Annotated in this window: 14 protein-coding genes and 3 pseudogenes; 6 read left to right on the top strand and 11 right to left on the bottom strand. The window is 71.3% G+C overall.

What is annotated here, in order from left to right; genetic code table 11:
* Nucleotides 1–96: 96 nt before the first annotated feature.
* The 7 genes from ACQEV8_RS35930 to ACQEV8_RS35900 form a co-directional block, all read right to left on the bottom strand.
* Nucleotides 97–1,119, bottom strand: coding sequence for a TIGR03842 family LLM class F420-dependent oxidoreductase (locus tag ACQEV8_RS35930; protein WP_432968988.1), 1,023 nt, complete (start codon nucleotides 1,117–1,119; stop codon nucleotides 97–99).
* Between the two features lie 11 nt (nucleotides 1,120–1,130).
* Nucleotides 1,131–2,534 (bottom strand): dihydropyrimidinase, encoded by a 1,404-nt coding sequence (gene hydA / locus ACQEV8_RS35925; RefSeq protein ID WP_432968985.1) that lies wholly within the window; start codon nucleotides 2,532–2,534, stop codon nucleotides 1,131–1,133.
* A 94-nt stretch (nucleotides 2,535–2,628) separates the two neighbouring features.
* Nucleotides 2,629–3,471, bottom strand: coding sequence for a nitrilase-related carbon-nitrogen hydrolase (locus ACQEV8_RS35920; protein WP_432968982.1), 843 nt, complete (start codon nucleotides 3,469–3,471; stop codon nucleotides 2,629–2,631).
* Nucleotides 3,472–3,626: 155 nt separating this feature from the next.
* Complete coding sequence (locus tag ACQEV8_RS35915; protein ID WP_432968979.1) at nucleotides 3,627–5,195, bottom strand: PucR family transcriptional regulator; 1,569 nt, start codon at nucleotides 5,193–5,195, stop codon at nucleotides 3,627–3,629.
* Between the two features lie 27 nt (nucleotides 5,196–5,222).
* A complete protein-coding gene (locus ACQEV8_RS35910) occupies nucleotides 5,223–6,509 on the bottom strand; it encodes an aspartate aminotransferase family protein (protein WP_432968976.1) in 1,287 nt (428 codons plus the stop codon).
* Entirely contained in the window at nucleotides 6,506–7,348 is an 843-nt protein-coding gene (locus tag ACQEV8_RS35905) for a nitrilase-related carbon-nitrogen hydrolase (protein ID WP_432968973.1), read from the bottom strand. Before ACQEV8_RS35905 ends, ACQEV8_RS35910 begins: the two co-directional genes overlap by 4 nt.
* Nucleotides 7,349–7,518: 170 nt before the next feature.
* Nucleotides 7,519–8,214, bottom strand: a complete 696-nt coding sequence (locus tag ACQEV8_RS35900; protein WP_432968970.1) for a hypothetical protein — start codon at nucleotides 8,212–8,214, stop codon at nucleotides 7,519–7,521.
* Between the two features lie 138 nt (nucleotides 8,215–8,352).
* Here ACQEV8_RS35900 and ACQEV8_RS35895 point away from each other — a divergent pair, with 138 nt between their 5' ends.
* On the top strand, nucleotides 8,353–9,771 hold the full coding sequence (locus tag ACQEV8_RS35895) for a hypothetical protein (protein WP_432968967.1): 1,419 nt from the start codon (nucleotides 8,353–8,355) through the stop codon (nucleotides 9,769–9,771).
* Nucleotides 9,772–9,844: 73 nt separating this feature from the next.
* Here the strand turns inward: ACQEV8_RS35895 and ACQEV8_RS35890 are convergent, their stop codons facing one another.
* Nucleotides 9,845–10,096: a helix-turn-helix domain-containing protein gene (locus ACQEV8_RS35890; protein WP_432968964.1), complete on the bottom strand. Its 252-nt coding sequence runs from the start codon at nucleotides 10,094–10,096 to the stop codon at nucleotides 9,845–9,847.
* Nucleotides 10,097–10,128: 32 nt separating this feature from the next.
* Between ACQEV8_RS35890 and map the strand changes: the two genes are divergently transcribed.
* Together map and ACQEV8_RS35880 are read left to right on the top strand one after the other, a co-directional pair.
* Nucleotides 10,129–10,896, top strand: coding sequence for a type I methionyl aminopeptidase (map, locus tag ACQEV8_RS35885; protein WP_432968961.1), 768 nt, complete (start codon nucleotides 10,129–10,131; stop codon nucleotides 10,894–10,896).
* Between the two features lie 199 nt (nucleotides 10,897–11,095).
* Nucleotides 11,096–13,629: pseudogene (locus ACQEV8_RS35880) on the top strand (ATP-dependent Clp protease ATP-binding subunit).
* Nucleotides 13,630–13,709: 80 nt separating this feature from the next.
* Here the strand turns inward: ACQEV8_RS35880 and ggt are convergent.
* Nucleotides 13,710–15,515 (bottom strand): gamma-glutamyltransferase, encoded by a 1,806-nt coding sequence (gene ggt / locus ACQEV8_RS35875; RefSeq protein ID WP_432968958.1) that lies wholly within the window; start codon nucleotides 15,513–15,515, stop codon nucleotides 13,710–13,712.
* 104 nt (nucleotides 15,516–15,619) lie between these two features.
* Between ggt and ACQEV8_RS35870 the strand changes: the two genes are divergently transcribed.
* Entirely contained in the window at nucleotides 15,620–16,378 is a 759-nt protein-coding gene (locus ACQEV8_RS35870) for a hypothetical protein (protein ID WP_432968955.1), read from the top strand.
* Nucleotides 16,379–16,494: 116 nt separating this feature from the next.
* A pseudogene (locus tag ACQEV8_RS35865) lies at nucleotides 16,495–18,061 on the top strand (alpha/beta fold hydrolase).
* 223 nt (nucleotides 18,062–18,284) lie between these two features.
* Here ACQEV8_RS35865 and ACQEV8_RS35860 read toward each other — a convergent pair.
* Both ACQEV8_RS35860 and ACQEV8_RS35855 read right to left on the bottom strand, forming a co-directional pair.
* The gene (locus tag ACQEV8_RS35860; RefSeq protein WP_432968952.1) at nucleotides 18,285–19,028 is read right to left on the bottom strand and encodes an amino acid ABC transporter ATP-binding protein; all 744 of its coding nucleotides are present in this window, start codon (nucleotides 19,026–19,028) and stop codon (nucleotides 18,285–18,287) included.
* Nucleotides 19,029–19,192: 164 nt separating this feature from the next.
* Entirely contained in the window at nucleotides 19,193–19,600 is a 408-nt protein-coding gene (locus ACQEV8_RS35855) for a DUF6278 family protein (RefSeq protein WP_432968949.1), read from the bottom strand.
* Nucleotides 19,601–19,836: 236 nt separating this feature from the next.
* On the opposite strand from ACQEV8_RS35855, the pseudogene ACQEV8_RS35850 reads away from it, so the two are divergent.
* Nucleotides 19,837–21,614: pseudogene (locus ACQEV8_RS35850) on the top strand (SGNH/GDSL hydrolase family protein).
* The last annotated feature ends 11 nt before the right edge of the window (nucleotides 21,615–21,625 follow it).

Raw genomic sequence — 21,625 nt, 5'->3', positions numbered from 1 at the left:
GACGCCGATGGGGGGGTGCGCTCGGGAGCGTCCTGGGCCCCCTTCCCGGCCCGCCGGGAGGGGGGAGTTCGAAGGGGGTGTCGCCGGGCGGGTACGTCAGGAGTTGACGGCCGGGATGACCCGTGTCCCGTACGCGTCGATCACGGCCTCCTGCGCGTCGTGCATGTCGTAGACGGCGAACTGGTCCACGCCCAGCGCGCGCAGCGCGTTCAGCTTCTCGATGTGCCGCTCGACCGGGCCGATCAGGCAGAACCGGTCGACGATCTCGTCGGGCACGAACTGGGTATCGGGGTTGTCGGCGCGGCCGTGGTGGGAGTAGTCGTATCCCTCGCGCGCCTTGATGTAGTCGGTGAGTTCATCCGGGACCTGGGCCGAGTGCTCTCCGTACTTGGACACCAGGTCGGCGACGTGGTTGCCGACCATGCCGCCGAACCACCGGCACTGCTCACGCGCGTGGGCGAGCGCCTCGGGCGAGTCGTCCTCGGTGACGTAGGCCGGGGCGGCCACACAGATGGTCACCGCGTCGGGGTCCCGGCCGGCGGCGACGGCCGCGTCCTTCACCGCCTTGACCATGTACTCGGTCAGATACAGGTCGGCCAGCTGGAGGATGAACCCGTCCGCCTCCTCGCCGGTCATCTTCAGGGCCTTGGGACCGTACGCGGCCATCCACACGGGCAGTTCGGCGCCCGGCCGGATCCAGGGGAAGCGGACGACGGTTCCGCCGCCGAGGTCGGCCTCCTGGCCGCCGCCCAGGGCCCGGATGACCTTCATGGCCTCGCTGATCCGGGCCAGGGTGTTGGGCTTGCGGCCGGCCACGCGCATCGCGGAGTCGCCGCGGCCGATGCCGCAGACCGTGCGGTTGCCGAACATGTCGTTGAGGGTGGCGAAGGTGGAGGCCGTGACCTCCCAGGTGCGGGTGCCCGGGTTGGTCACCATCGGCCCGATTTTCAGTTTCGTCGTGTTGGCCAGGATCTGGCTGTAGATCACGAACGGTTCCTGCCACAGCACGGCGGAGTCGAAGGTCCAGCCGTACGAGAAGCCGTTGCGTTCCGCGCGTTTCATCAGGCTGACGACCCGCGACGCGGGCGGGTCTGTCTGCAGGACGAGTCCGAAGTCCATCCGCACCACTCCTAGTTGAGGTACTGACAAGTGGAACGCGGGGTGAAGACGCCGTGCCCGGCGTGTCCGGTGTACTCCCGCTCGGTGATGACGAGTTCGCCGCGCGAGAGGACCGTCTCGACCCGGCCGGTGGTGCGCTTTCCTTCGTACGCCGAGTAGTCGACGTTCATGTGGTGCGTCTCGGCGGACATGACCTGCTCGGCGTGCGGGTCGTAGATGACGACGTCGGCGTCGGCGCCCGGCGCGATGGTGCCCTTCTTCGGGTACATGCCGAACATCCGGGCCGGGGAGGCACAGGCGATCTCGACCCAGCGGCGGCGGGAGATGTGCCCGTCGAGGACCGCCTGGTGGAGCAGGTCCATGCGGTTCTCGACGCCCGGGAGCCCGTTGGGGATCTTGGAGAAGTCGCCGCGGCCGAGTTCCTTCTGACCCACGAAGCAGAAGGGGCAGTGGTCGGTGGAGACGACCTGGAGGTCGTTCGTGCGCAGCCCCCGCCACAACGCGGCCTGGTGCTCCCGGGGCCTGAGCGGTGTGCTGCACACGTACTTGGCGCCCTCGAAGTCCGGCTCGGCGAGGTTGTCCGTGGACAGGAACAGGTACTGCGGGCAGGTCTCGCCGAAGACGGGCAGCCCCTCGTCGCGGGCCCTGGCCAGCTCGGCGACCGCCTCCGTCGCCGAGACGTGCACGACGTACAGGGGCGCACCGGCCACCTGCGCGAGTTTGATGGCACGGTGGGTGGCCTCGGCCTCCAGCAGGGCTTTGCGGACCTCGCCGTGGTAGCGCGGGTCGGTCTCGCCGCGGGACAGTGCCTGTTCGACCAGGACGTCGATCGCGATCCCGTTCTCCGCGTGCATCATGATCAGGCCGCCGTTGTCGGCGGAGCGCTGCATGGCGCGCAGGATCTGGCCGTCGTCGCTGTAGAAGACGCCCGGGTAGGCCATGAACTGCTTGAAGGAGGTGACGCCCTCCTCCACCAGGTGGTCCATCTCCTTGAGCGTGTGCTCGTTGACGTCGGAAACGATCATGTGGAAGCCGTAGTCGATGGCGCAGTTGCCGTCGGCCTTGGCGTGCCAGGTGTCCAGGCCCTCGCGGAGGCTGTGCCCGACGCTCTGCACGGCGAAGTCGATGATCGTCGTCGTGCCGCCCCAGGCGGCGGCGCGGGTGCCGGTCTCGAAGGTGTCGGAGGCGAAGGTGCCGCCGAAGGGGAGCTCCATGTGGGTGTGTGCGTCGACGCCGCCGGGGAGGACGTACTTTCCGGTGGCGTCGATCGTGCGGTCCGCTGTGAAGGTTTGGGCTGCGGGTGTCCCTGTGGCTGCGAGGGCGGCGATGCGGCCGTCCTCGATCAGGACGTCGGCGTGGATCTCGTCGGACGCGGTGATGACGAGGCCGCCGCGGATGACTGTACGGCTGCTCATGTCTTGGTCGCTCCTCGCTGTGGATGCGTGCCGGTTGTGAGTGGTTGCTCGCGCAGTTCCCCGCGCCCCTGAGGGCGTGCCCCTTGACGGCGTTCTAAGGTGCTGTCAGCGGGCCGTACGCGCCCGGAGCCCGGTCCCTGTAGAACTGCCAGCGGTCGCGGACCTCGCGGAGTTTCGCCATGTCGAGGTCGCGGACGACCAACTCCGTCTCCTTGTCGCTCGCCACCTCGCCGACGAACTGGGCCTCGGGATCCACGAAGTACGACGTGCCGTAGAAGTCGTTGTCGCCGTACTCCTCGACGCCCACCCTGTTGATCGCGCCGACGAAGTACTCGTTGGCGACGGCCGCAGCCGGCTGTTCCAGCTGCCAGAGGTAGGCGGAGAGGCCGCGGGAGGTGGCAGACGGGTTGAAGACGATCTCTGCGCCCGCGAGACCGAGGGCGCGCCAGCCCTCCGGGAAGTGACGGTCGTAGCAGATGTAGACGCCGACCTTGCCCACGGCCGTCTCGAAGACGGGCCAGCCGGAGTTGCCGGGGCGGAAGTAGAACTTCTCCCAGAAACCGCGCACCTGGGGGATGTGGGTCTTGCGGTACTTGCCGAGGTAGGAGCCGTCCGCGTCGATCACAGCAGCGGTGTTGTAGAGGACGCCGGGCTGCTCCTCCTCGTACATCGGCAGCACCAGGACGATGCCCAGTTCCTTGGCGAGTGCCTGGAAGCGCCGGACGATGGGCCCCTCGGGGATCTGCTCGGCGTACTCGTAGAAGGCCGGGTCCTGGACCTGGCAGAAGTACGGTCCGTAGAACAGCTCCTGGAAGCACAGGACCTGAGCACCCTGCGCGGCCGCGTCGCGGGCCGCCTGCTCGTGGACCTGGATCATCGATTCCTTGTCGCCCGTCCAGGCGGTCTGGAAGACGGCGGCACGGATCACTCTGCTCATCGGGACCTCCGGTCGCTCGGTGTGCCGTGAGCCTAGGAAGTCGCGTGAGCGTCTTTGAGTTGCACCGTGTCACGTCTGGGGGCGTGCGGCGTGTCACCGTGTCACCCTGCCGTGGGTTCATGTTTCACCGCCGTTTTCCCATGTGGTCACAGGTTTCACTGCTGTTGCGCGTCGTGCGCGAGGAGAGCGATGTGCACCGAGGCGGCCTGCTCGAAGTCGTCGAGGTCCACCCCGAGGCGGACCTGTATGGCCTCCAGGCGGCGGTAGAGGGCCGGCCGGGAGACGTGGTGGAGCTGGGCCGTGCGGGACTTGTTGCGGCCGGTGGCGAGGTAGGTGCGCAGGACGGACAACAGGTCCTCGTCGGTCTCGCACAGCAGCCCGTCCAGCTCCCGCTCCGCGAAGGACTGCACCTGCGGATCGTCGCGCAGGAGGCGTATCAGACCGCGCAGGTGGACGTCCTTGAGGCGGACGACCGGCGGAAGGTCGAGGGCCGCCGTGGAGTCGGCGACCGCGTCCGCGACGTGCTGGGCCTCGCGCAGCCCCGCGGGTACGTCGTCCCAGACGGCCCGGGGGTCGGCGGCTGCGACGATCGTGCGGGCCGCCGACCCCGACTCGGTCCGCAGCCTGGTCGCGAAGTGCGCGGCGAGGACGTCGGCGTCCTGGTCGCGGGCGAGGCTGAGCAGTACGGCGGTGGCGCCGTCGGCGAGTTCGGCGACCAGTCCGGGCAGGCCCAGCAGTCGGAGCAGCCGGTCGAGCCGGCCGGTGTCGCCGTCGCGGACGACCAGCGGCACAAAGGTCCGCCGGTTGACGGGCAGTCCGGCGGCCCGGGCCCGGGGCAGCAGCTGCCGGGCCGGTACGACACCGCTGACCAGGTCGGTCAGCAGGCTCTGCGCGGACTGCTCCTCCCACGAGCAGGCCGCGCTGCCGCCGAGCATGCGGTGCAGGACGAGGGCCTCGGCCGCGCGGTCGGCCAGCAGCCGTCCGGTGGCGGTGCCGCCGCGGTAGCCGCACAGCACGATGCGGCCCCAGCGCTCCCCGCGTCCGCCCAGTTCGGCCCGGATCCAGCCGTCGCCCTCGGTGCCTCCGGCCTGGCGTGCGATGCGCTCCCAGTCGCGCAGGACGTCGTCGACGGCGGGCCGCTCCCCCGCCGTGCCGAGGACGCGGTGGGCGAGGTTGGTGACGACGACCGGGCAGGCGCTGTGCCGGGCGATCTCGTCGAGCAGGCGTTGCAGCGGGGCGCCCGCGGTGATGAGGGCGGTGAGTTCGGTGCGGACGGCCTCGGAGAGGCTGACGGCGGCGAACTTGCGCCGCACGAGCCGTGACTGGACCTCCTCGGTCAGCTCGGCGAAGGGGAAGGGCCGGTGCAGGACGACCATCGGCAGCCCGCACCGCTCAGCCGCCCGGCGCATCACGTCCGGGGTGGCCGGGAAGGCGCGGCCGAGTCCGAGGACGACGGCGGCGGCCTCCGCGCGGTACAGCGACCGGACGTACTCGGCCTGCTTGTCCTCGTCACCGGCGAGCAGCACACCGGTGGTGAGGACCATCTCGCCGCCGCTGAGCATCACGCCGACGTCGGCGGCCTCGGCGACGTGCACCCAGCGCACCGGCCGGTCCAGGTGGCTCGCTCCGGCCACCACCTCGGGCTCCCCGGCGAGCACCCGCTCCAGGGTGAGGACCTGCCGGACCGACAGAGCGGGTTCCCAGGTGTCCGGTGTGGTGGCCATGGCGACTTCCCTTGCCTCGGTGCGCTGCTACCGGATGCTCCGCAGAGCGTTCTCGAGAATCTCGGCGCCCTCCTCGGCCTCCGCGACGTTGAGGGACAGCGGCGGGGCGACGCGCAGACAGCTGGTGTTGTGTCCGCCGCCCTTGCCGAGCAGCAGGCCGCCCTCGCGGGCCGCCTCCAGGACGGCCGCGGCGGCCTTCGGGTCGGCTTCGTCGGTGCCGGGCTTGGTCACCTCGATGCCGATCATCAGCCCGCGCCCGCGGACCTCCCGTACGGCCGGCACCTGCGCGGCGGCGGACCGCAGTCGCTCGATGAGCAGGCCGCCGACGCGCCGCGAGTTGCCCTGGAGGTCGTGTTCCACCAGGTAGTTGAGGTTGGCCAGGCCCGCCGACATGGTGATCTGGGTGCCGCCGAACGTGGAGATGCTGTTGGAGTCCAGGCAGTTCATGATCTCGGAGCGGGCGACGACACCGCCGATGGACATGCCGTTGCCGATGCCCTTGGCGAAGGTCATGATGTCCGGCGGCCCGTTGCGCCCGTGTGCCTGCCAGCCCCAGAAGTGCTCGCCGGTGCGGCCCCAGCCGGTCTGCACCTCGTCGGCGATCCACAGGATGCCGCGCTCGTTCAGCACCTCGCGGAAGGCGGCGTACAGCCCGTCCGGCGGCGAGGTGAAGCCGCCGACGCCCTGGATGGGCTCGGCGATCAGCGCGGCCGGCGGGCGGGTGTGGCCGAGCAGGTCCTCCAGGTCCTCGACGCAGGCCGCGATGAACTCGCCGTCGCTCAGGGCCGCGTAGGGGCCGCGGGTGCGCACGCCGCCGTGGACGTACAGCGTCTGCAGCGGGGACAGCGAGGTCGGGGACCAGCCGCTGTTGCCGGTGATGCCGACCGAGCTGAAGGACCGGCCGTGGTAGCTGTTGCGCATCGCCAGGATCGTGTTGCTGCGCCGGTACGTCGTGGCCAGCAGCAGGGCGGTGTCGTTGGCCTCCGTGCCGGAGGTGGTGAAGAAGACCCGGGCGTCCGGGATGCCGCTCAGCTGGGCGACGCGCTCGGCGAGTTCGACCATCGGCCGGTTGAGGTACAGGGTCGAGGAGTGGATGATCCGCCCGGCCTGCTCGCTCACCGCCTTGGCGATCTCGGGCAGCGCGTGGGCGGTCATCGTGGTGAGGATGCCGCCGAAGAAGTCGAGATACCGGTTGCCGTCGGCGTCCCAGACGTGGCGGCCCTCGCCGTGGGTGATCTCGAGGGGCTCCTCGTAGTAGAGGGCGAGCCAGTCGGGGAGCACGGCCCGGTGGCGGCCCAGCAGTTCGTCGGTCACGGCCGCACCAGCCCTTCGTAGGCGTCGGGGCGGCGGTCGCGGTAGAACGCCCACTGCTGCCGCACGTCCTCGACGAGGCCGAGGTCCAGGTCGCGGATGACCAGCTCCTCCTTGCTGTCGCTGGCGACGTCGCCGACGAACTGTCCGCGTGGGTCGACGAAGTACGACGTGCCGTAGAAGTCGTTGTCCCCGTACTCCTCCTGGCCCACGCGGTTGATCGCGGCGACGAAGTACTCGTTGGCGACGGCCGCGGCGGGCTGCTCCAGCCGCCACAGGTGCGACGACAGGCCCCGGTGGGTGGCGGAGGGGTTGTAGACCAGCTGGGCGCCCCTCAGGCCGAGCTCGCGCCAGCCCTCCGGGAAGTGGCGGTCGTAGCAGATGTAGACGCCGACCTTGCCCACGGCCGTCTCGAAGACGGGCCAGCCGAGGTTGCCGGGTTTGAAGTAGTACTTCTCCCAGAAGCCCTTGACCTGCGGGATGTGGTGCTTGCGGTACTTGCCGAGGTAGCTGCCGTCGGAGTCGATCACGGCCGCGGTGTTGTAGTAGAAGCCGGACTGCTCGACCTCGAACACCGGCACGACGATCACCATGCCGGTCTCGCGGGCCAGGTCCCGCATGCGCCGCACGGTCGGGCCGTCCGGGACGGGCTCGGCCCAGCGGTAGTGCTCGGGCTCCTGGACCTGGCAGAAGTAGGGGCTGTTGAAGACTTCCTGGAAGCCGATGATCTTCGCGCCCCGGCGAGCCGCCTCGCGGGCGTGCTCCTCGTGTTTCGCCACCATGGACTCGGTGTCGCCGGTCCAGGTGGCCTGGACCAGAGCGGCACGTACGACATTGGCCATGAGCTGCTCCTTCGACGCGACGTCTGCGTCTCTACGCCCGTAGAAGCGGACAGTAGAGCCACGAACGTAAGCCTCCGGCTCGGGCTTGCCAAGACCATCGTCCCCAACCCGCTGGGCCGAGGGCGATTCGCACTCCTGTGGGTGAGTCGCCCGGGGCACGGTGGCGCCGGTCAGGCGGGGAATCCGGCGACCCGGAGCGCGTGCACGAGATCCCAGCGGCGCTCGTCCGAAACGCCCTGGGCGGCGGCCAGCAGGAGCGGTACGAGGCGCCGGGGATCGGGCTCGGCACTGCGGGCCGCCTCCTCGGGGGTGCGGGCTCTCACATACGCGTCGAGCAGCTCGCGCACCTCGCGGTGACGGCTCTCGGCGGCCAGCGCGAGGACGGCCGCACCGACCTCGGCCGGGGGCCGGGCGACGCCCTGCCGCAGGATCTGCTGCCCGTCCCCCACGCGCCCGGCAGCGCCCAGCGCGTCCGCCGCGGCGACCAGGTGGCCCGCGGGCAGTGAGGCTGCCTCCCACAGCAGGGTCTGCCAGTCCGCGCCCAGCCCGGCCCGCTCCAGTTCGCCCGCGAGCAGCGGGAACCGGGCAGGGGACGAGGAGGTCAGCTCGACCAGCAGCGCGTGCGCCTCCCCGCTGCGCCCCTCGGCACGCAGCCGTGCCAGCGCCTCGACCGTCCGGGCGACCTCCGCCCGGTCCGCCGCGCCGCCTGACTCGCCCTGCGGCTCCGCGTGCTGGGCCGCGGCTTCTTCGGCGACCCCGGCGAAACGCGCGCCGCGCCGGGTGCGGCCGGTGGCGGGGGCGGGCTCGGGCAGTGTCGGTACGGCAGCGGGCGGCACGACGACGGGCGCGGCGTCCTCCTCGTCCATCCCGGCGAAGCGGGCACTGCCCCGGCGGCGTTTGCGCTGCTTGGGGGTGGGCTGCTGGGGGGCCGGGGGCTCGGGGGCCGGAAACGTGGTGGGGGCACCAGCGGCCTCCGGGGGAACGGCCTGGCCTGCCGGATGCTCATGAGCATCGCGCTCCGGCTCAGGACCGGCCGCCGCATGCCGGGAGTCGTGCCGCCCGGCGTCAACGGCTGCGCCGGACGCCGGGTGTGGGGTGGTGTGCCACGGCGGGGTGGGCGAGGCGGGCGCCCCGGGGTCGTACGGTCCACCCGGGGCACGCCGAGCCCGGGGATGTGCCCCGGCGGCCTGCCTTCCGTCGCCGTACCCACGGACAGCGCCTTCGGCTGCCTGGCCGCGGGACGCGCGAGGACCACCCTCGGCCGCCCCGCCGCCGGTTGCGCTCACACCACCCTCGGCCGCGTCGCCGCCGTACGGGCGGACACCACCCACGACCGCGTCGCCGCCGTACGCGCGAGGACCACCGTCGGCCATCTCTCCACCGGTCGCACGGACACCGCCCTCGACCGCACCTCCGCCGAACCCACGAACACCACCCTCGCCCGCACCGCCACCGGCCGCACGGGCTCCGCCACCGGCCGCACGGGCTCCGTCCGCGGCCCTACCGGCCCCGAACTCGGGTGCGCCTACGGCCGGCCTCGCGCCGCCGAACACGTCAGCCGGCCCGCTCGGGCCGGCGTCGCCTCGCGGAGCATCCACCGGCGCCCCGCCGCCGGACACCGTCGAGGCAGCCCCTGGCGCCCCCTCGCCACGCACACCCTCGGCAGACCCCGAACTCTCCCCGCCACGCACACCCGCGGCACGCCCCGAAGCCTCCCCGCCACGCACACCCGCGGCGGCCCCCGACGCTCCGCCACCACGCGCACGCGCGGCGCCGGCCCCTCCCCCGCCGCCGAACACCCCCGACGCGTCCCCCGGCGCACCCTCGCTGCCCCCGCCCGGGACACCTCTCTCCCGGAAAAAAGCGGCGCCGCGGTCGCGGCGATCCATGCGGGACATCCGCCCGCGCAGCTCCGCGCAGCGTGCCGTCGCGCGTTCGTGGTCGTCCTGGGCCCAGGCGAGGTCGAGGCGGAGGGCGTCGGCCTGCTCCCGGGTGGCGGCCGAGGCGAGGAGGCGGCTCAGGCCGGCATGGCGTTCGGCGGCGTATCTCTGCTCGCGGAGCATGACGTCCAGCCGGTCCCCGAGGGCGTCGCGGCCGCCCGGCCGGGCATCGTACGCGGCGAGCGCGGCGGCATGAAGGGACCGGGCGCGTTCCGTCTCCGGGCCCGCGCCCCCGGGACCGTACTGCCCGGCGAGGTCCTGCAGCAGTGCCTCCACCACATCCCAGGGCGGCACCTCATGCCCGTCGAGGCAGGCCCGCATGCCCTCCGGGTCACGCTGCCAGAACACCGCGCACCAGCCGCCGGACGCATCCAGGCGTGCCAGCAGACCATCCAGGTAGTTCGCGAACTCCCGGACCCTGCCCGGGAGTTGATCCGCCGCCATCGCTCAACTCCCGCCAGACCGGAGCTCTCCGCCCCGTAGGCAACACCAGTCGTGTTACAGGAGTGCTACGGGGAGTTTTCGCGCGCGACGCGGGAGCCTCAGCACCAGGTCGTCAGACCGGTGCAAACGCGCACCGCTGCGCCACTTCGTCCATGGACAGCCCGAGCACGCCGGCCAGCGCGGCCACCGTGAAGAAGGCCGGGGTGGGGGCCCGTCCGGTCTCGATCTTCCGGAGGGTCTCGGCGGAGATGCCCGCCTTCGCGGCGATCTCCGTCATACTCCGGTCGCCACGCGCTTCACGCAGCAGCCGGCCCAGCCGCTCGCCACGTTCGCGCTCTTCGGGGGTGAGAGGGGTACGCACCATGCCCCCATTCTAATACCGGTATAGTAATTGGCATGGTGGAACTCAAGACCGACACATCGATCGATGCCATGTACGAGGCGGGCCAGGTCGTCGCCCGCGCCCTGACGGCCGCACGCAAGGCCGCCGACGTGGGCGTCTCCCTGCTGGAACTGGACGAGGTGGCGCACGACGTGCTGCGCGAGGCGGGCGCGACCTCGCCGTTCCTGGGATACCGGCCCTCCTTCGCCCCGACCCCCTTCCCCGCCGTCCTGTGCACCTCGGTCAACGACGCGATCGTGCACGGCGTCCCGGGCCGCTACCGCCTGCGCGACGGCGACCTCGTCTCCCTCGACTTCGGCGCCGAACTGGGCGGCTGGGTCGGCGACTCGGCCCTCAGCTTCGTCGTCGGCACCCCGCGCAAGGGCGATCTACGTCTGGTCGAGACCGCCGAGCGGGCCCTCGCGGCGGGTATCGGGGCGGCCGTCGTGGGCAACCGCATCGGCGACATCGCCCACGCGATCGGCACGGTGTGCCGCGGTGCCGGCTACGGCATCCCGGACGGCTTCGGTGGCCACGGCATCGGCCGCCGTATGCACGAGGACCCCGGGGTGCCGAACGAGGGCCGGCCGGGACGGGGCATGCGCCTGCGGCACGGCATGGTGCTGGCGATCGAGCCCATGGTCATCGGGGGCGGCACGGACGACTTCCACGCGGCCCCCGACGGCTGGACCCTGATGACGAACGACGGCTCCCGCGCCGCCCACGCGGAGCACACGGTGGCGATCACGGATTCCGGACCGAGGATCCTGACGGCGCGCTGACCCACACCTACCGTATGCCGCCGACCCCGAATCCTCCGGGAATGTCCCTAAGGTGCCCGCCGCCGACGATCGTGCGAAGGTGTTCTACGAGCGCGTCCCAGGTGTAACCGGCTGCCACCCGGGTTACCCGACCCCGGCACGTCGACCAGCGAGGGCGTCCCCCCGCGCGGGCGCCGGGGACGCCGGGAACGGAAGGCCCATGAGCAGCGGCTTCACCAGCCCGGAGGGCGGCTACGGCTCGGACCCCTTCGGAGAATTCCTCGCACGCTTCTTCGGCGGACCACGTCCCGGCCCGCGGCAGATCGACCTCGGACGGCTGCTCAGCCAGCCGGCCCGGGAGCTCGTGCGCGGCGCCGCCCAGTACGCCGCCGAGCACGGCAGCCGGGACCTCGACACGGAGCATCTGCTGCGGGCGGCGCTCGCCACCGAGCCCACCCGGACCCTGCTCACCAAGGCCGGGGCCAATCCCGACTCGCTGGCGTCGCAGATCGACGACCGGTCGGGCCCGGCCCAGCACGGCCCCAAGGACGCGCCGCCGCCGACCACGCTGTCCCTCACCCCGGCCGCCAAACGGGCCCTGCTGGACGCGCACGACATGGCCCGGGCCCGCGGCTACGGCTACATCGGCCCGGAGCATGTGCTCAGCGCCCTGGCCTCGAACCCCGACTCGGCCGCCGGGCACATCCTGAACGCGGCCCGTTTCGCGCCTTCCGCCCCGCCCGAGGCGCCGGAGGTCCCCCAGGCCGAGCGGCCGCGCCCGACGAACACGCCGACCCTGGACAAGTACGGCCGCGACCTCACCGAACTGGCCCGGCAGGGGCGTATCGACCCGGTGATCGGCCGGGACGAGGAGATCGAGCAGACCGTCGAGGTCCTCTCCCGCCGCGGCAAGAACAACCCGGTGCTGATCGGTGACGCGGGCGTCGGCAAGACCGCCGTCGTGGAGGGGCTGGCGCAGCGCGTCTCCGAGGGGACGTGCCCGACATACTGACCGGGCGCCGCGTGGTCGCCCTGGACCTGACGGGCGTCGTCGCGGGCACCCGCTACCGGGGTGACTTCGAGGAGCGGATGAACAACATCGTCAGTGAGATCCGCTCCCACTCCGAGCAGTTGATCATCTTCATCGACGAGCTGCACACGGTCGTGGGCGCCGGTTCCGGTGGCGGCGACGGCAGTTCACTGGACGCCGGCAACATCCTCAAGCCGGCCCTCGCCCGGGGTGAGCTGCACGTCGTGGGCGCCACCACGCTGGAGGAGTACCGCCGGATCGAGAAGGACGCCGCGCTGGCCCGCCGCTTCCAGCCGATCATGGTCCCGGAGCCGACCACCGCGGACACGATCGAGATCCTGCGCGGCCTGCGGGACCGCTACGAGGCCCACCACCAGGTCCGCTACACCGACGAGGCGCTGGTGGCGGCCGTGGAGCTGTCGGACCGCTATCTCACCGACCGCCGCCTGCCGGACAAGGCCATCGACCTGATCGACCAGGCCGGTGCCCGGGTGCGGCTGCGGGCCCGGACCAAGGGCACGGACGTACGGGCCCTGGAGCGGGAACTGGAGCAGCTGACCCTGGACAAGGACCAGGCGGTCGCGGACGAACAGTACGAGCAGGCCACCCAGTTGCGCGACCGGATCCTGGACGTGAAGCAGCGGATCGCCCAGGCCGGCGGCGAGAGCGAGATCGACGAGGGCCAGGACCTCGTCGTCGAGGCCGAGTCGATCGCCGAGGTGGTGTCACGCCAGACCGGCATCCCGGTGAGCAGCCTCACCCAGGAGGAGAAGGACCGGCTGCTCGGCCTGGAGGAGCATCTGCACCAGCGGGTGGTCGGCCAGGACGAGGCCGTGCGGGTCGTCTCCGACGCGGTGCTGCGCTCCCGCGCCGGCCTGGCCAGCCCCGACCGGCCGATCGGCAGCTTCCTCTTCCTCGGCCCGACCGGGGTCGGCAAGACCGAACTGGCCCGGGCGCTCGCCGAGGCGCTGTTCGGCAGCGAGGACCGCATGGTCCGCCTCGACATGAGCGAGTACCAGGAGCGGCACACCGTCAGCCGCCTGATCGGTGCCCCGCCCGGCTACGTCGGCCACGAGGAGGCCGGCCAGCTCACCGAGGTCGTCCGCCGTCACCCGTACTCGCTCCTTCTCCTCGACGAGGTGGAGAAGGCACACCCGGACGTCTTCAACATCCTGCTCCAGGTCCTCGACGACGGCCGGCTGACCGACTCCCAGGGCCGCACGGTGGACTTCACCAACACCGTCATCACGATGACCAGCAACCTCGGCTCCGAGGCGATCACCCGCCGCGGCGCCACGATGGGCTTCGCGTCAGGCGGCGACGACGCGGACGAGGAGGCCCGGCGCGAGCAGATCCTGCGCCCGCTGCGCGAGCACTTCCGCCCCGAGTTCCTCAACCGCATCGACGAGATCGTCGTCTTCCGCCAGCTCACCACCGACCAGCTGCGCCGGATCACCAACCTCCTGCTGGACCGCACCCGTTCCCTCGTCCAGGACAAGGGCATCACGGTGACCTTCACCGACCAGGCGGTGGAATGGCTGGCCGACCACGGCTACCAGCCGGAGTACGGCGCCCGCCCGCTGCGCCGCACGATCCAGCGCGAGGTGGACAACGAGCTGTCCCGGCTGTTGCTGGACGGCCGGGTGGAGGAGAACGGCCGGGTGACGGTGGACGTGGAGGACGGCCACTTGGCCTTCAAGACGCACGGTTCAGCAACGCCCTGAAAGGGGCGCGGGGCTGTATCGATGTGCGGCTCCGCCGCGTGGGGCGCGACCAGCCCCCACGCACCCGCGGACGACATCCTTCAGCGAACCGGCCGCACCACCATCGCCGATCCCCCGCCCCGCCGTACCTTCTCAGCGGCCGCCAGCCACTTCCCACCCGGCAGCCGCTGAACACCCGTAGCCGCCCCGATCTCAGGGTTGGCCTTGAAGGAATGCCCGATCGCCTCGAGCTGCTTCCTCAACTCGGCATTGTCATACAACCCCGGTTCCAGCTCGGTCTGCGCGGCATTCCGCTGACTCGCCCGCGGCGCCGCGATCGCATCGACCAGCGGCAACCCCCGGTCGACGAACCCGGTCAGCGTCTGCAGGACGGTCGTGATGATCGTCGCCCCACCCGGCGACCCCAGCGCCACCACGGGCTTGTCGTGCCGGTCGAGCACGATCGTCGGCGAGATGGAGGACCTGGGCCGCTTCCCGGGCCCGGGCAGGTTCGGGTCGTGCACGGCCGGGTTCGCCGGTGTGAAGGAGAAGTCCGTCAGCTCGTTGTTGAGGATGAACCCCCGCCCCGGCACGGTGATCCCGCTGCCGCCGGTCTGCTCGATGGTGAGCGTGTAGGCGACGACGTTCCCCCACTTGTCGGCGACCGTCAGATGCGTGGTGCTGTCACCCTCGTACGTCGTCGGGGCGGCCTTGCCACCGGAGCCACACCGCTCGGGATGACGTGGATCGCCGGGCGGCACCGGGCTGGAGAGCACGGCGTCGTCCTTGATCAGGCACTCGCGGGAGTCGGCGAACCTCTGCGACAGCAGTTCCTTCGTCGGCACGTCCTCGAACGCGGGGTCGCCCACCCATCGCCCCCGGTCCGCGAACGCGATCCGGCTGGCCTCGATGAAGCGGTGCAGGTACTTCGCCTTGCTCGCCTTCGACAGGTCGGTCCGCTCCAGGATGTTGAGCGCCTCGCCGACCGTCGTACCGCCGGAGGACGAGGGCGCCATGGAGTAGACACCGAGGCCGCGGTAGGTGGTCCTGGTGGGTGCCTGGAGCTTGGTGCGGTAGGCGGCCAGGTCCTTGACGGACAGGTCGCCGGGGCGGGCGTTCCAGCCGGTGGCCGGGTCGACTGGCGGTTTGTTGACCGTGTCGACGATCTCCCGGCCGAGGCCGCCTCGGTAGATCGCGCCGACGCCCTGATGCCCGAGCTCCGCGTAGGTGCCGGCGAGGTCGGGGTTCTTGAAGGTGGAGCCGACGACGGGAAGCCGTCCCCCCGGCAGGAACAGTTCGGCGGTGTCCGGGAAGTAGCGGAAGCGGGCCTCGTTGGACGCCGTCTGCGAACGGAAGGTCTCGTCGACCCTGAAGCCGTCGCGCGCCAGCCACTCGGCCGGCTTCAGGACGCTCGCGAGCCGCTTGCTGCCCCACTGGTCCAGTGCCGTCTGCCAGGTGGCGGGCGTGCCGGGCGTGCCGACGCTCAGGCCGCTGCTGACGGCGTCGGCGAACGGGATGGGCTTGCCGTTCTCGGTGAACAGGTTCTTGTCGGCGGACAGCGGAGCGGTCTCGCGGCCGTCGATGGTGCGCACCGTACGGGACTTGGCGTCGTAGTAGACGAAGTAGCCGCCCCCGCCGATGCCGGCGGAGTAGGGCTCGGTGACGCCGAGCGCGGCGGCCGTGGCGACGGCCGCGTCGACGGCGTTGCCGCCCTTGCGCAGGACCTCGATCCCGGCGGCCGAGGCGTCCGGGTCGACGCTGGAGACGGCGCCGCCGTAGCCGACAGCCAAGGGAGTTTTCTCATCGCCGGTGGTCTGCGCGGCGGGTGGCGCCGCCGATCCCACCGACATCACCACGGCGGCCGAAACCGCCAGGACCGTCAGATTCCGTGCGACAGGGCGACGCATCCGCACCTCCAGTCAAAGGCCGTCCGCGCAGCTTAATTCATGGCCATGGTCGCGTCAGGCACGCGTCGAACACCGGTGCGTCGGGCCCGCTACCATGCGCGCCCATGAATGACGACGTGCGCAACATCGTTCTGGGTGTGGTCGCGGCGGGTATCAGCGCCGGGCTGGGCTGGGTGGCCCGCACCTACCTGTGGAAGCGGAGGCTCCGCCGGAAGCAGTCCTTCTTCGGCCTGCCCGACAACTCCGAATCGCTGCTGGTGGTGAACCGGGGCGCCGGAGGGCCCGAGTTCGCCGTGATGCGCTACGACGTGTTCGCCCTCCTCGAACTCGCCGCGCTGATCAAGGACTGCAACGCCCACGCCCAGATATTGCCGCACGACACGGCACGTCAGGGCTTCGGGGAGCGGACGGAGTTCTGTGTCGGCGGCCCGGCCTCCAACCGCCGCATGGCGGCCCATCTGTCCTCGCTGCTCCCCGGGGTGCGGGTGAACATGGACTCCGAACCGGGGCCGGACCGGGGATCGTTCCAGATCGGCTCCGAGCGCTACCGCGTGGACAACGGCAAGGAGGAGTACGCGCTGCTCGCCCGGCTGACCGCCGAGCGCAGCCAGAACATCCGGCCCGTCTATCTCTTCTGCGGCCAGACCTCGATCACCAACCAGGCCACCACCCGCTACCTCGCCCGCAATCACGAGAAACTGGCCCGCAAGTACGGCAACAGTTCCTTCGCGCTGCTGCTGAAGGTGATCAACTCCCAGGCGTACGGGCCGGACGTGGTCGAACTGGTGGAGGACGTGACCCGGGCAGCGCAGACTCCGCTCCCCGCCGCCGCGAATCCACGCAACAGCCACCGGGCCTCCTGAGTTCCTCCACTTCTCAACAATCGTTACTGGCACGTAACTTGCCGACGGGTTACCACTGGTAAGGCGGCGAGGTTACCGTTCGGTCACTTTGCACTTACACGAGTGAGGAGTGACCCGTGGGACACGCCCGCAAGGCCCTGCGCACCACCGCCGTCGGAGCGGTCTCGGCGACCCTGGTCGCCGGCACAGCCCTCGGACTCGCCCCCACCGCCCAGGCGGCGCCGAACCCCGTCCGCTTCGTCGACATCACCGGCGAGGGCGGCACCGTCCTCAAGGCCAACGTCGTCACCCCGGCCGGGGCCGACGGCACGCACCGCTACCCGCTGCTCGTCATGCCCACGAGCTGGGGCCTGCCCCAGGTCGAATATCTGGCCCAGGCACAGAAACTCGCCGACTCCGGATACGTCGTGGTCACGTACAACGTGCGCGGCTTCTGGCAGTCGGGCGGCGAGATAGAAGTAGCGGGCCCACCCGACATCGCCGACGCGTCGAAGGTCATCGACTGGGCGATCGCGAACACCCCCTCGGACGCGGGGCACATCGGCATGGCGGGCGTCTCCTACGGCGCCGGCATCAGCCTGCTCACCGCCGCGCAGGACAAGCGGGTCAAGGCGGTCGCCTCGCTCAGCGGCTGGGCCGATCTGATCGACTCGATCTACGCCGGGCGCACCCAGCACGTCCAGGCCTCCGCCCTGCTGGACGGCGCGAGCCTCGTCACCGGCCGTCAGAGCGCCGAACTCCGGCAGATCTTCGACGACTTCTACGCCTCCAACCTGACGAAGGAGCCGGAGCTCGTCGCCTGGGGAAGAAACGTTCCGCTGCGACCTATGTCGACCAGATCAACAAGAACGGCGCGGCGATCATGCTCGCCAACGCCTGGGGCGACTCGATCTTCCCGCCCAACCAGTACGCGGACTTCTACGAGAAGCTGACCGGTCCGAAGCGGCTGGAGATGCGGCCCGGAGACCACGCCACGGCGGAGATGACCGGCCTGTTCGGGCTGCCCAACGACGTGTGGAAGGACACCACACGCTGGTTCGACCACTACCTCAGGGGCGCGGACAACGGCATCGACCGTGAGCAGCCGGTCCAGCTCAAGTCCCGTTCCGCGGGCGGCTACGAGGGCTATCCCGACTGGAAGTCGGTCGCCGCGACCGACCGGAAGATCACCCTCGGGGCACGACCACGATCCGCGCGAACGTGAACTCGGGGGCGGACGGCGGAGTCGTCTTCCTGTCCAGCATCCTCGACCAGGTGGCCCAGCTGCCCCCGATGGCCTCGATCCCGCTGCTCCCCCGCCGCTGGGCCGCCGTTTGGCAGTCACAGAAGTACGCGGCAGCCCAACAGGTGCGCGGTACCGCGAAGTTGCACACGACCCTCACCCCCACCAAGGAGAGCGGCACCCTCGTCGCCTACCTCTACGACGTGGGGCCGCTCGGCCTCGGCAAGCTGGTCTCCCACGCGCCGTACACCTTCCACGGGCGCACCCCCGGAAAGCCGTTCGGCGTCGACCTGGAGCTGTACTCCACGGCCTACGACGTCCCGGCCGGGCATCGCCTCGCCCTGGTCGTCGACACGGTCGACCCGCTCTACATCGAGCACAACCCGTCCGGCGCGCAGCTGACCTTCTCCTCGCCTGCGAACGACCCGTCGTACGTGTCGGTCCCGCTGCGCGAGCAGTGATCTCCGGCTGCCGCCGGACGGGCCTGGCCGATGTGAACCGCCCGCCCCCGTGGCCGGAAGGGCCGTGGGGGCCACACCCGGCGGGAACACCCGCGGACCGGGCGGGCGGTCTGCTCACCCCTGACGGGATCGGCGGATTTCGGCGAAGTCCCCCTCTCCGACAGGGATGAAGGGCACATCGTAGTCGAGGTCCGATCCGATGAGCCGTCCGGTGGCTGCCCGTTCAGTGCTTGAGGATCTTGGAGAGGAAGTCCTTGGCGCGGTCGCTGGCGGGGTTGGTGAAGAACTCGTCGGGGGTGCGGTCCTCGACGATCCCTCCGTCGGACATGAAGACGACACGATTGGCGGCCGAGCGGGCGAAGCCCATCTCGTGCGTGACGACGATCATGGTCATGCCGTCGCGGGCCAGTTGCTTCATGACCTCCAGCACCTCGTTGATCATCTCCGGGTCGAGGGCCGAGGTCGGCTCGTCGAAGAGCATCGCCTTGGGTTCCATGGCCAGGGCACGGGCGATGGCCACGCGCTGCTGCTGACCGCCGGAGAGCTGCGCCGGGTACTTGTCCGCCTGGTTGGCGACGCCGACCCGGTCGAGGAGTTCACGGGAGCGCTTGTCGGCGTCCTCCTTCCGGCGCCCGCGGACCTTGACCTGCCCCAGGGAGACGTTCTGCAGGACGGTCTTGTGAGCGAAGAGGTTGAACGACTGGAAGACCATGCCGACGTCGGCGCGCAGCCGGGCCAGGGGCTTGCCCTCCTCGGGCAGCGGCTGTCCGTCGAGGACGATCGACCCCGACTCGATGGTCTCCAGCCGGTTGATCGCCCGGCACAGCGTCGACTTTCCCGACCCCGAGGGGCCGATGACCACGACCACCTCCCCCTTGCCGACGGTGAGGTTGATGTCCCGCAGGACATGCAGCTCCCCGAAGTGCTTGTTGACGTCACGCAGCTCGATCAGCGGATCTACGGCCATACTCAGCCCTACTCACTCTCAGCTGTGTGGTGGTTGCCGCAACGTATCCAGGCAAGATCGGACTTGTCGGGCGACACGCACTTTTCGATCATTAGCCGTATTTACATCGCACTTTGGGTGAAATGGTACGGCCATGGGTGCGGTCAGGGGTGCGGTCATGAGCCTCACGCCTCCGCGACTTCCGCGTACAGCTGCGACAGCTCGGGCACGCCGTAGGCGGCCCACTCGTGCCCGGAGGCCACGACGTCGAACTCCCTGCCGGAGGCGAGCCGCACGACGGGCTGCCCGTCGGACCGGATCTCCCAGGCAGCCCCCGGCACGGTGCGCACGACGACGGTGCCCAGGTAGAGCCCGGCGTCGTTGCCGAGCCACGTCAGGGTCTCCTCGTCGTCCCGCCAGCGCGGCAGCAGCTGGTCCAGCGCCTCCAGCGAGGCCACCGAGTCGTCCAGCCGGACCCCCGCCCGGGACGCCTGGGAGCGGAGCAGTTCGCACTCGGCGAGCAGGTCCTCGATGCCCGCGGGGTCGGGGAACCCGACCTTCTGGCGCCGGTTGCCCAGGAAAGGGATGTTCATACGTCCAGCGTGTCATTCGTACCGCCGTACGCACCACAGGCGCGCGGGCCGTAGCTGACGGTCGAGTTCACGCCGAGTTCGCGCATGGCGCGTTGACGAGTCCCTGTTGTCTCCCTAGCTTCACCGTGCGTCTTGCGTCTCTGCCTTCGTGGTGTCTTCTGTTCCGTCCGTCGTTCGGTGTTGCCGCTTCGTGTGTCTCGTGTGTCTCGTGTGTCGATGAGCGGGAGGAGTCGGCCGTGCGCCGATGTGTCCGGGGGTTCCTGGTCGTCCTGGCCCTGTGCGGGTCCTCGTTGTCGGCGGTGCCGGCGGTGTCGGCGCAGCCCGTCGGTGCCGCCCAGGAGAGACGGGCCGCGCCGGTGCCGCTTGAGCGGCTGTTCGACAACATCGCCGTCAGCGACGACGCCCGGCCCGCGGCGGCCGACTTCGACGGCGCCGGCGCCTCCCTGTCGGCGCGGGACCTCACGGCGGCGGGCTGGGTGCCCGGGCGCACCCTGACCGTCCAGGGGGCCCGGCTGACCTGGCCGCGGCGGCAGCCGGGCGAGCCGGACAACGTCCGCGCCGCCGGTCAGGATGTCCGTGTCGCGGGGCGCGGCGACGCCCTCGCCTTCCTGGTGGCGGGCACGGCAGGCACGGAGACGGGCGGCCCGGGCACGGTCACGTACGCGAACGGCGCCCGTTCCGGATACCGGCTGACCGCGCCCGACTGGCGCACCGGGCCGCTCGCCACGAAGGCGGTGGCCCTGCCGCACATCAACACGCCTGGCGGGCAACTCGCCGAGCAGGCCCGCCTGTACGTCGTGACGGTGCCGCTGACGCGGGGCCGCGAGCTCGCCTCGGTCCGGCTGCCGCGCGCCGCCGGGCTGCACGTCTTCGCGGTGTCGGTACGGACGGCCACGCAGGGCTGGACGGGCAGCTGGACGACGTCGACGGGCGGCTACGCGGCCGTGGGGCCCTGGACGGACCGGACGCTGCGGCTGGTGGTGCACACGTCGGCGGGCGGGCCCCGGGTGCGGATGCGGTTCGACAACACCTTCGCGGCGGCCCCGGTACGGATCCGCGGCGCGACGGTCGCCGTGCGGGACTCGGGCGCGGCGGCACGCGGGACGCCGGTGCCGCTGTCCTTCGGCGGTGCTGAGAGCGTGGAGATCCCGGCCGGGGCCCAGGCGTACAGCGATCCGCTGGGCTTCGCGGTGCCGGCGGACGCCGACCTGCTGGTCAGTTTCCACCTGCCCGGCACGGTGCCGGCGGCGCCCCTGCACCGGCTCGCGCAGCAGCGGTCGTACGTCAGCGAGCCCGGGGACCACACGGCGGACGGCACCGCCGGGGCGTACACCTCGGTGATCACCAGCTGGCCGCTGCTCGCCGCAGTCGATGTGAGCGGCGGGCCCGGGTCCGTGGTGCTGCTCGGGGACTCGATCACCGACGGCGACAAGTCCACGGTGGACGCGAACCGGCGGTGGCCGAACGTGCTGGCCGGCCGCCTGCTGCGGCAGAGCGCCGTGCCGCGCTACGGGGTGCTGAACCAGGGCGTCTCGGGCAACCGGGTGGTCACCGACCGGTATCCCGGCGACGGGGTGTCCACGGACACGGCCGGGGTGAGTGCCCTGCACCGCTTCGACCGGGACGTCCTCGCCCAGCCCTCGGTCCGTACGGCGGTCGTCTTCGAGGGCGTCAACGACGTGCGCTGGGGCGCCTCAGCGGAACACGTGATCGCGGGGCTGCGGGAGCTGGCGGCGCGCGGGCAGGCCCGGGGGCTCAGGATGCTCGCGGCGACGATCCTGCCGTGCGCGGGTGAGACGCGGTGCACGGCGACCGTCGACGCCGAACGGGTCGCGGTGAACGAGTGGATCCGGCAAGGCGGCGTCTTCGACGGGGTGCTCGACTTCGACGCCGTCGTACGCGACCCGGCCGCCCCGCGCGGATCCTGCCCGCCTACGACAGCGGCGACCATCTGCATCCCGGGGACGCGGGGCTGGCGGCGCTCGCGGACTCGGTCGACCTGCGGCTGCTGTGAGCCGGTCGGCC

The organism is Streptomyces sp. CA-179760 (assembly GCF_050937045.1).
Classification (GTDB): Bacteria; Actinomycetota; Actinomycetes; order Streptomycetales; family Streptomycetaceae; genus Streptomyces.
Note: the sequence above shows the minus strand (reverse complement) of the source record. Positions and strands in the feature narration are given on the sequence as shown.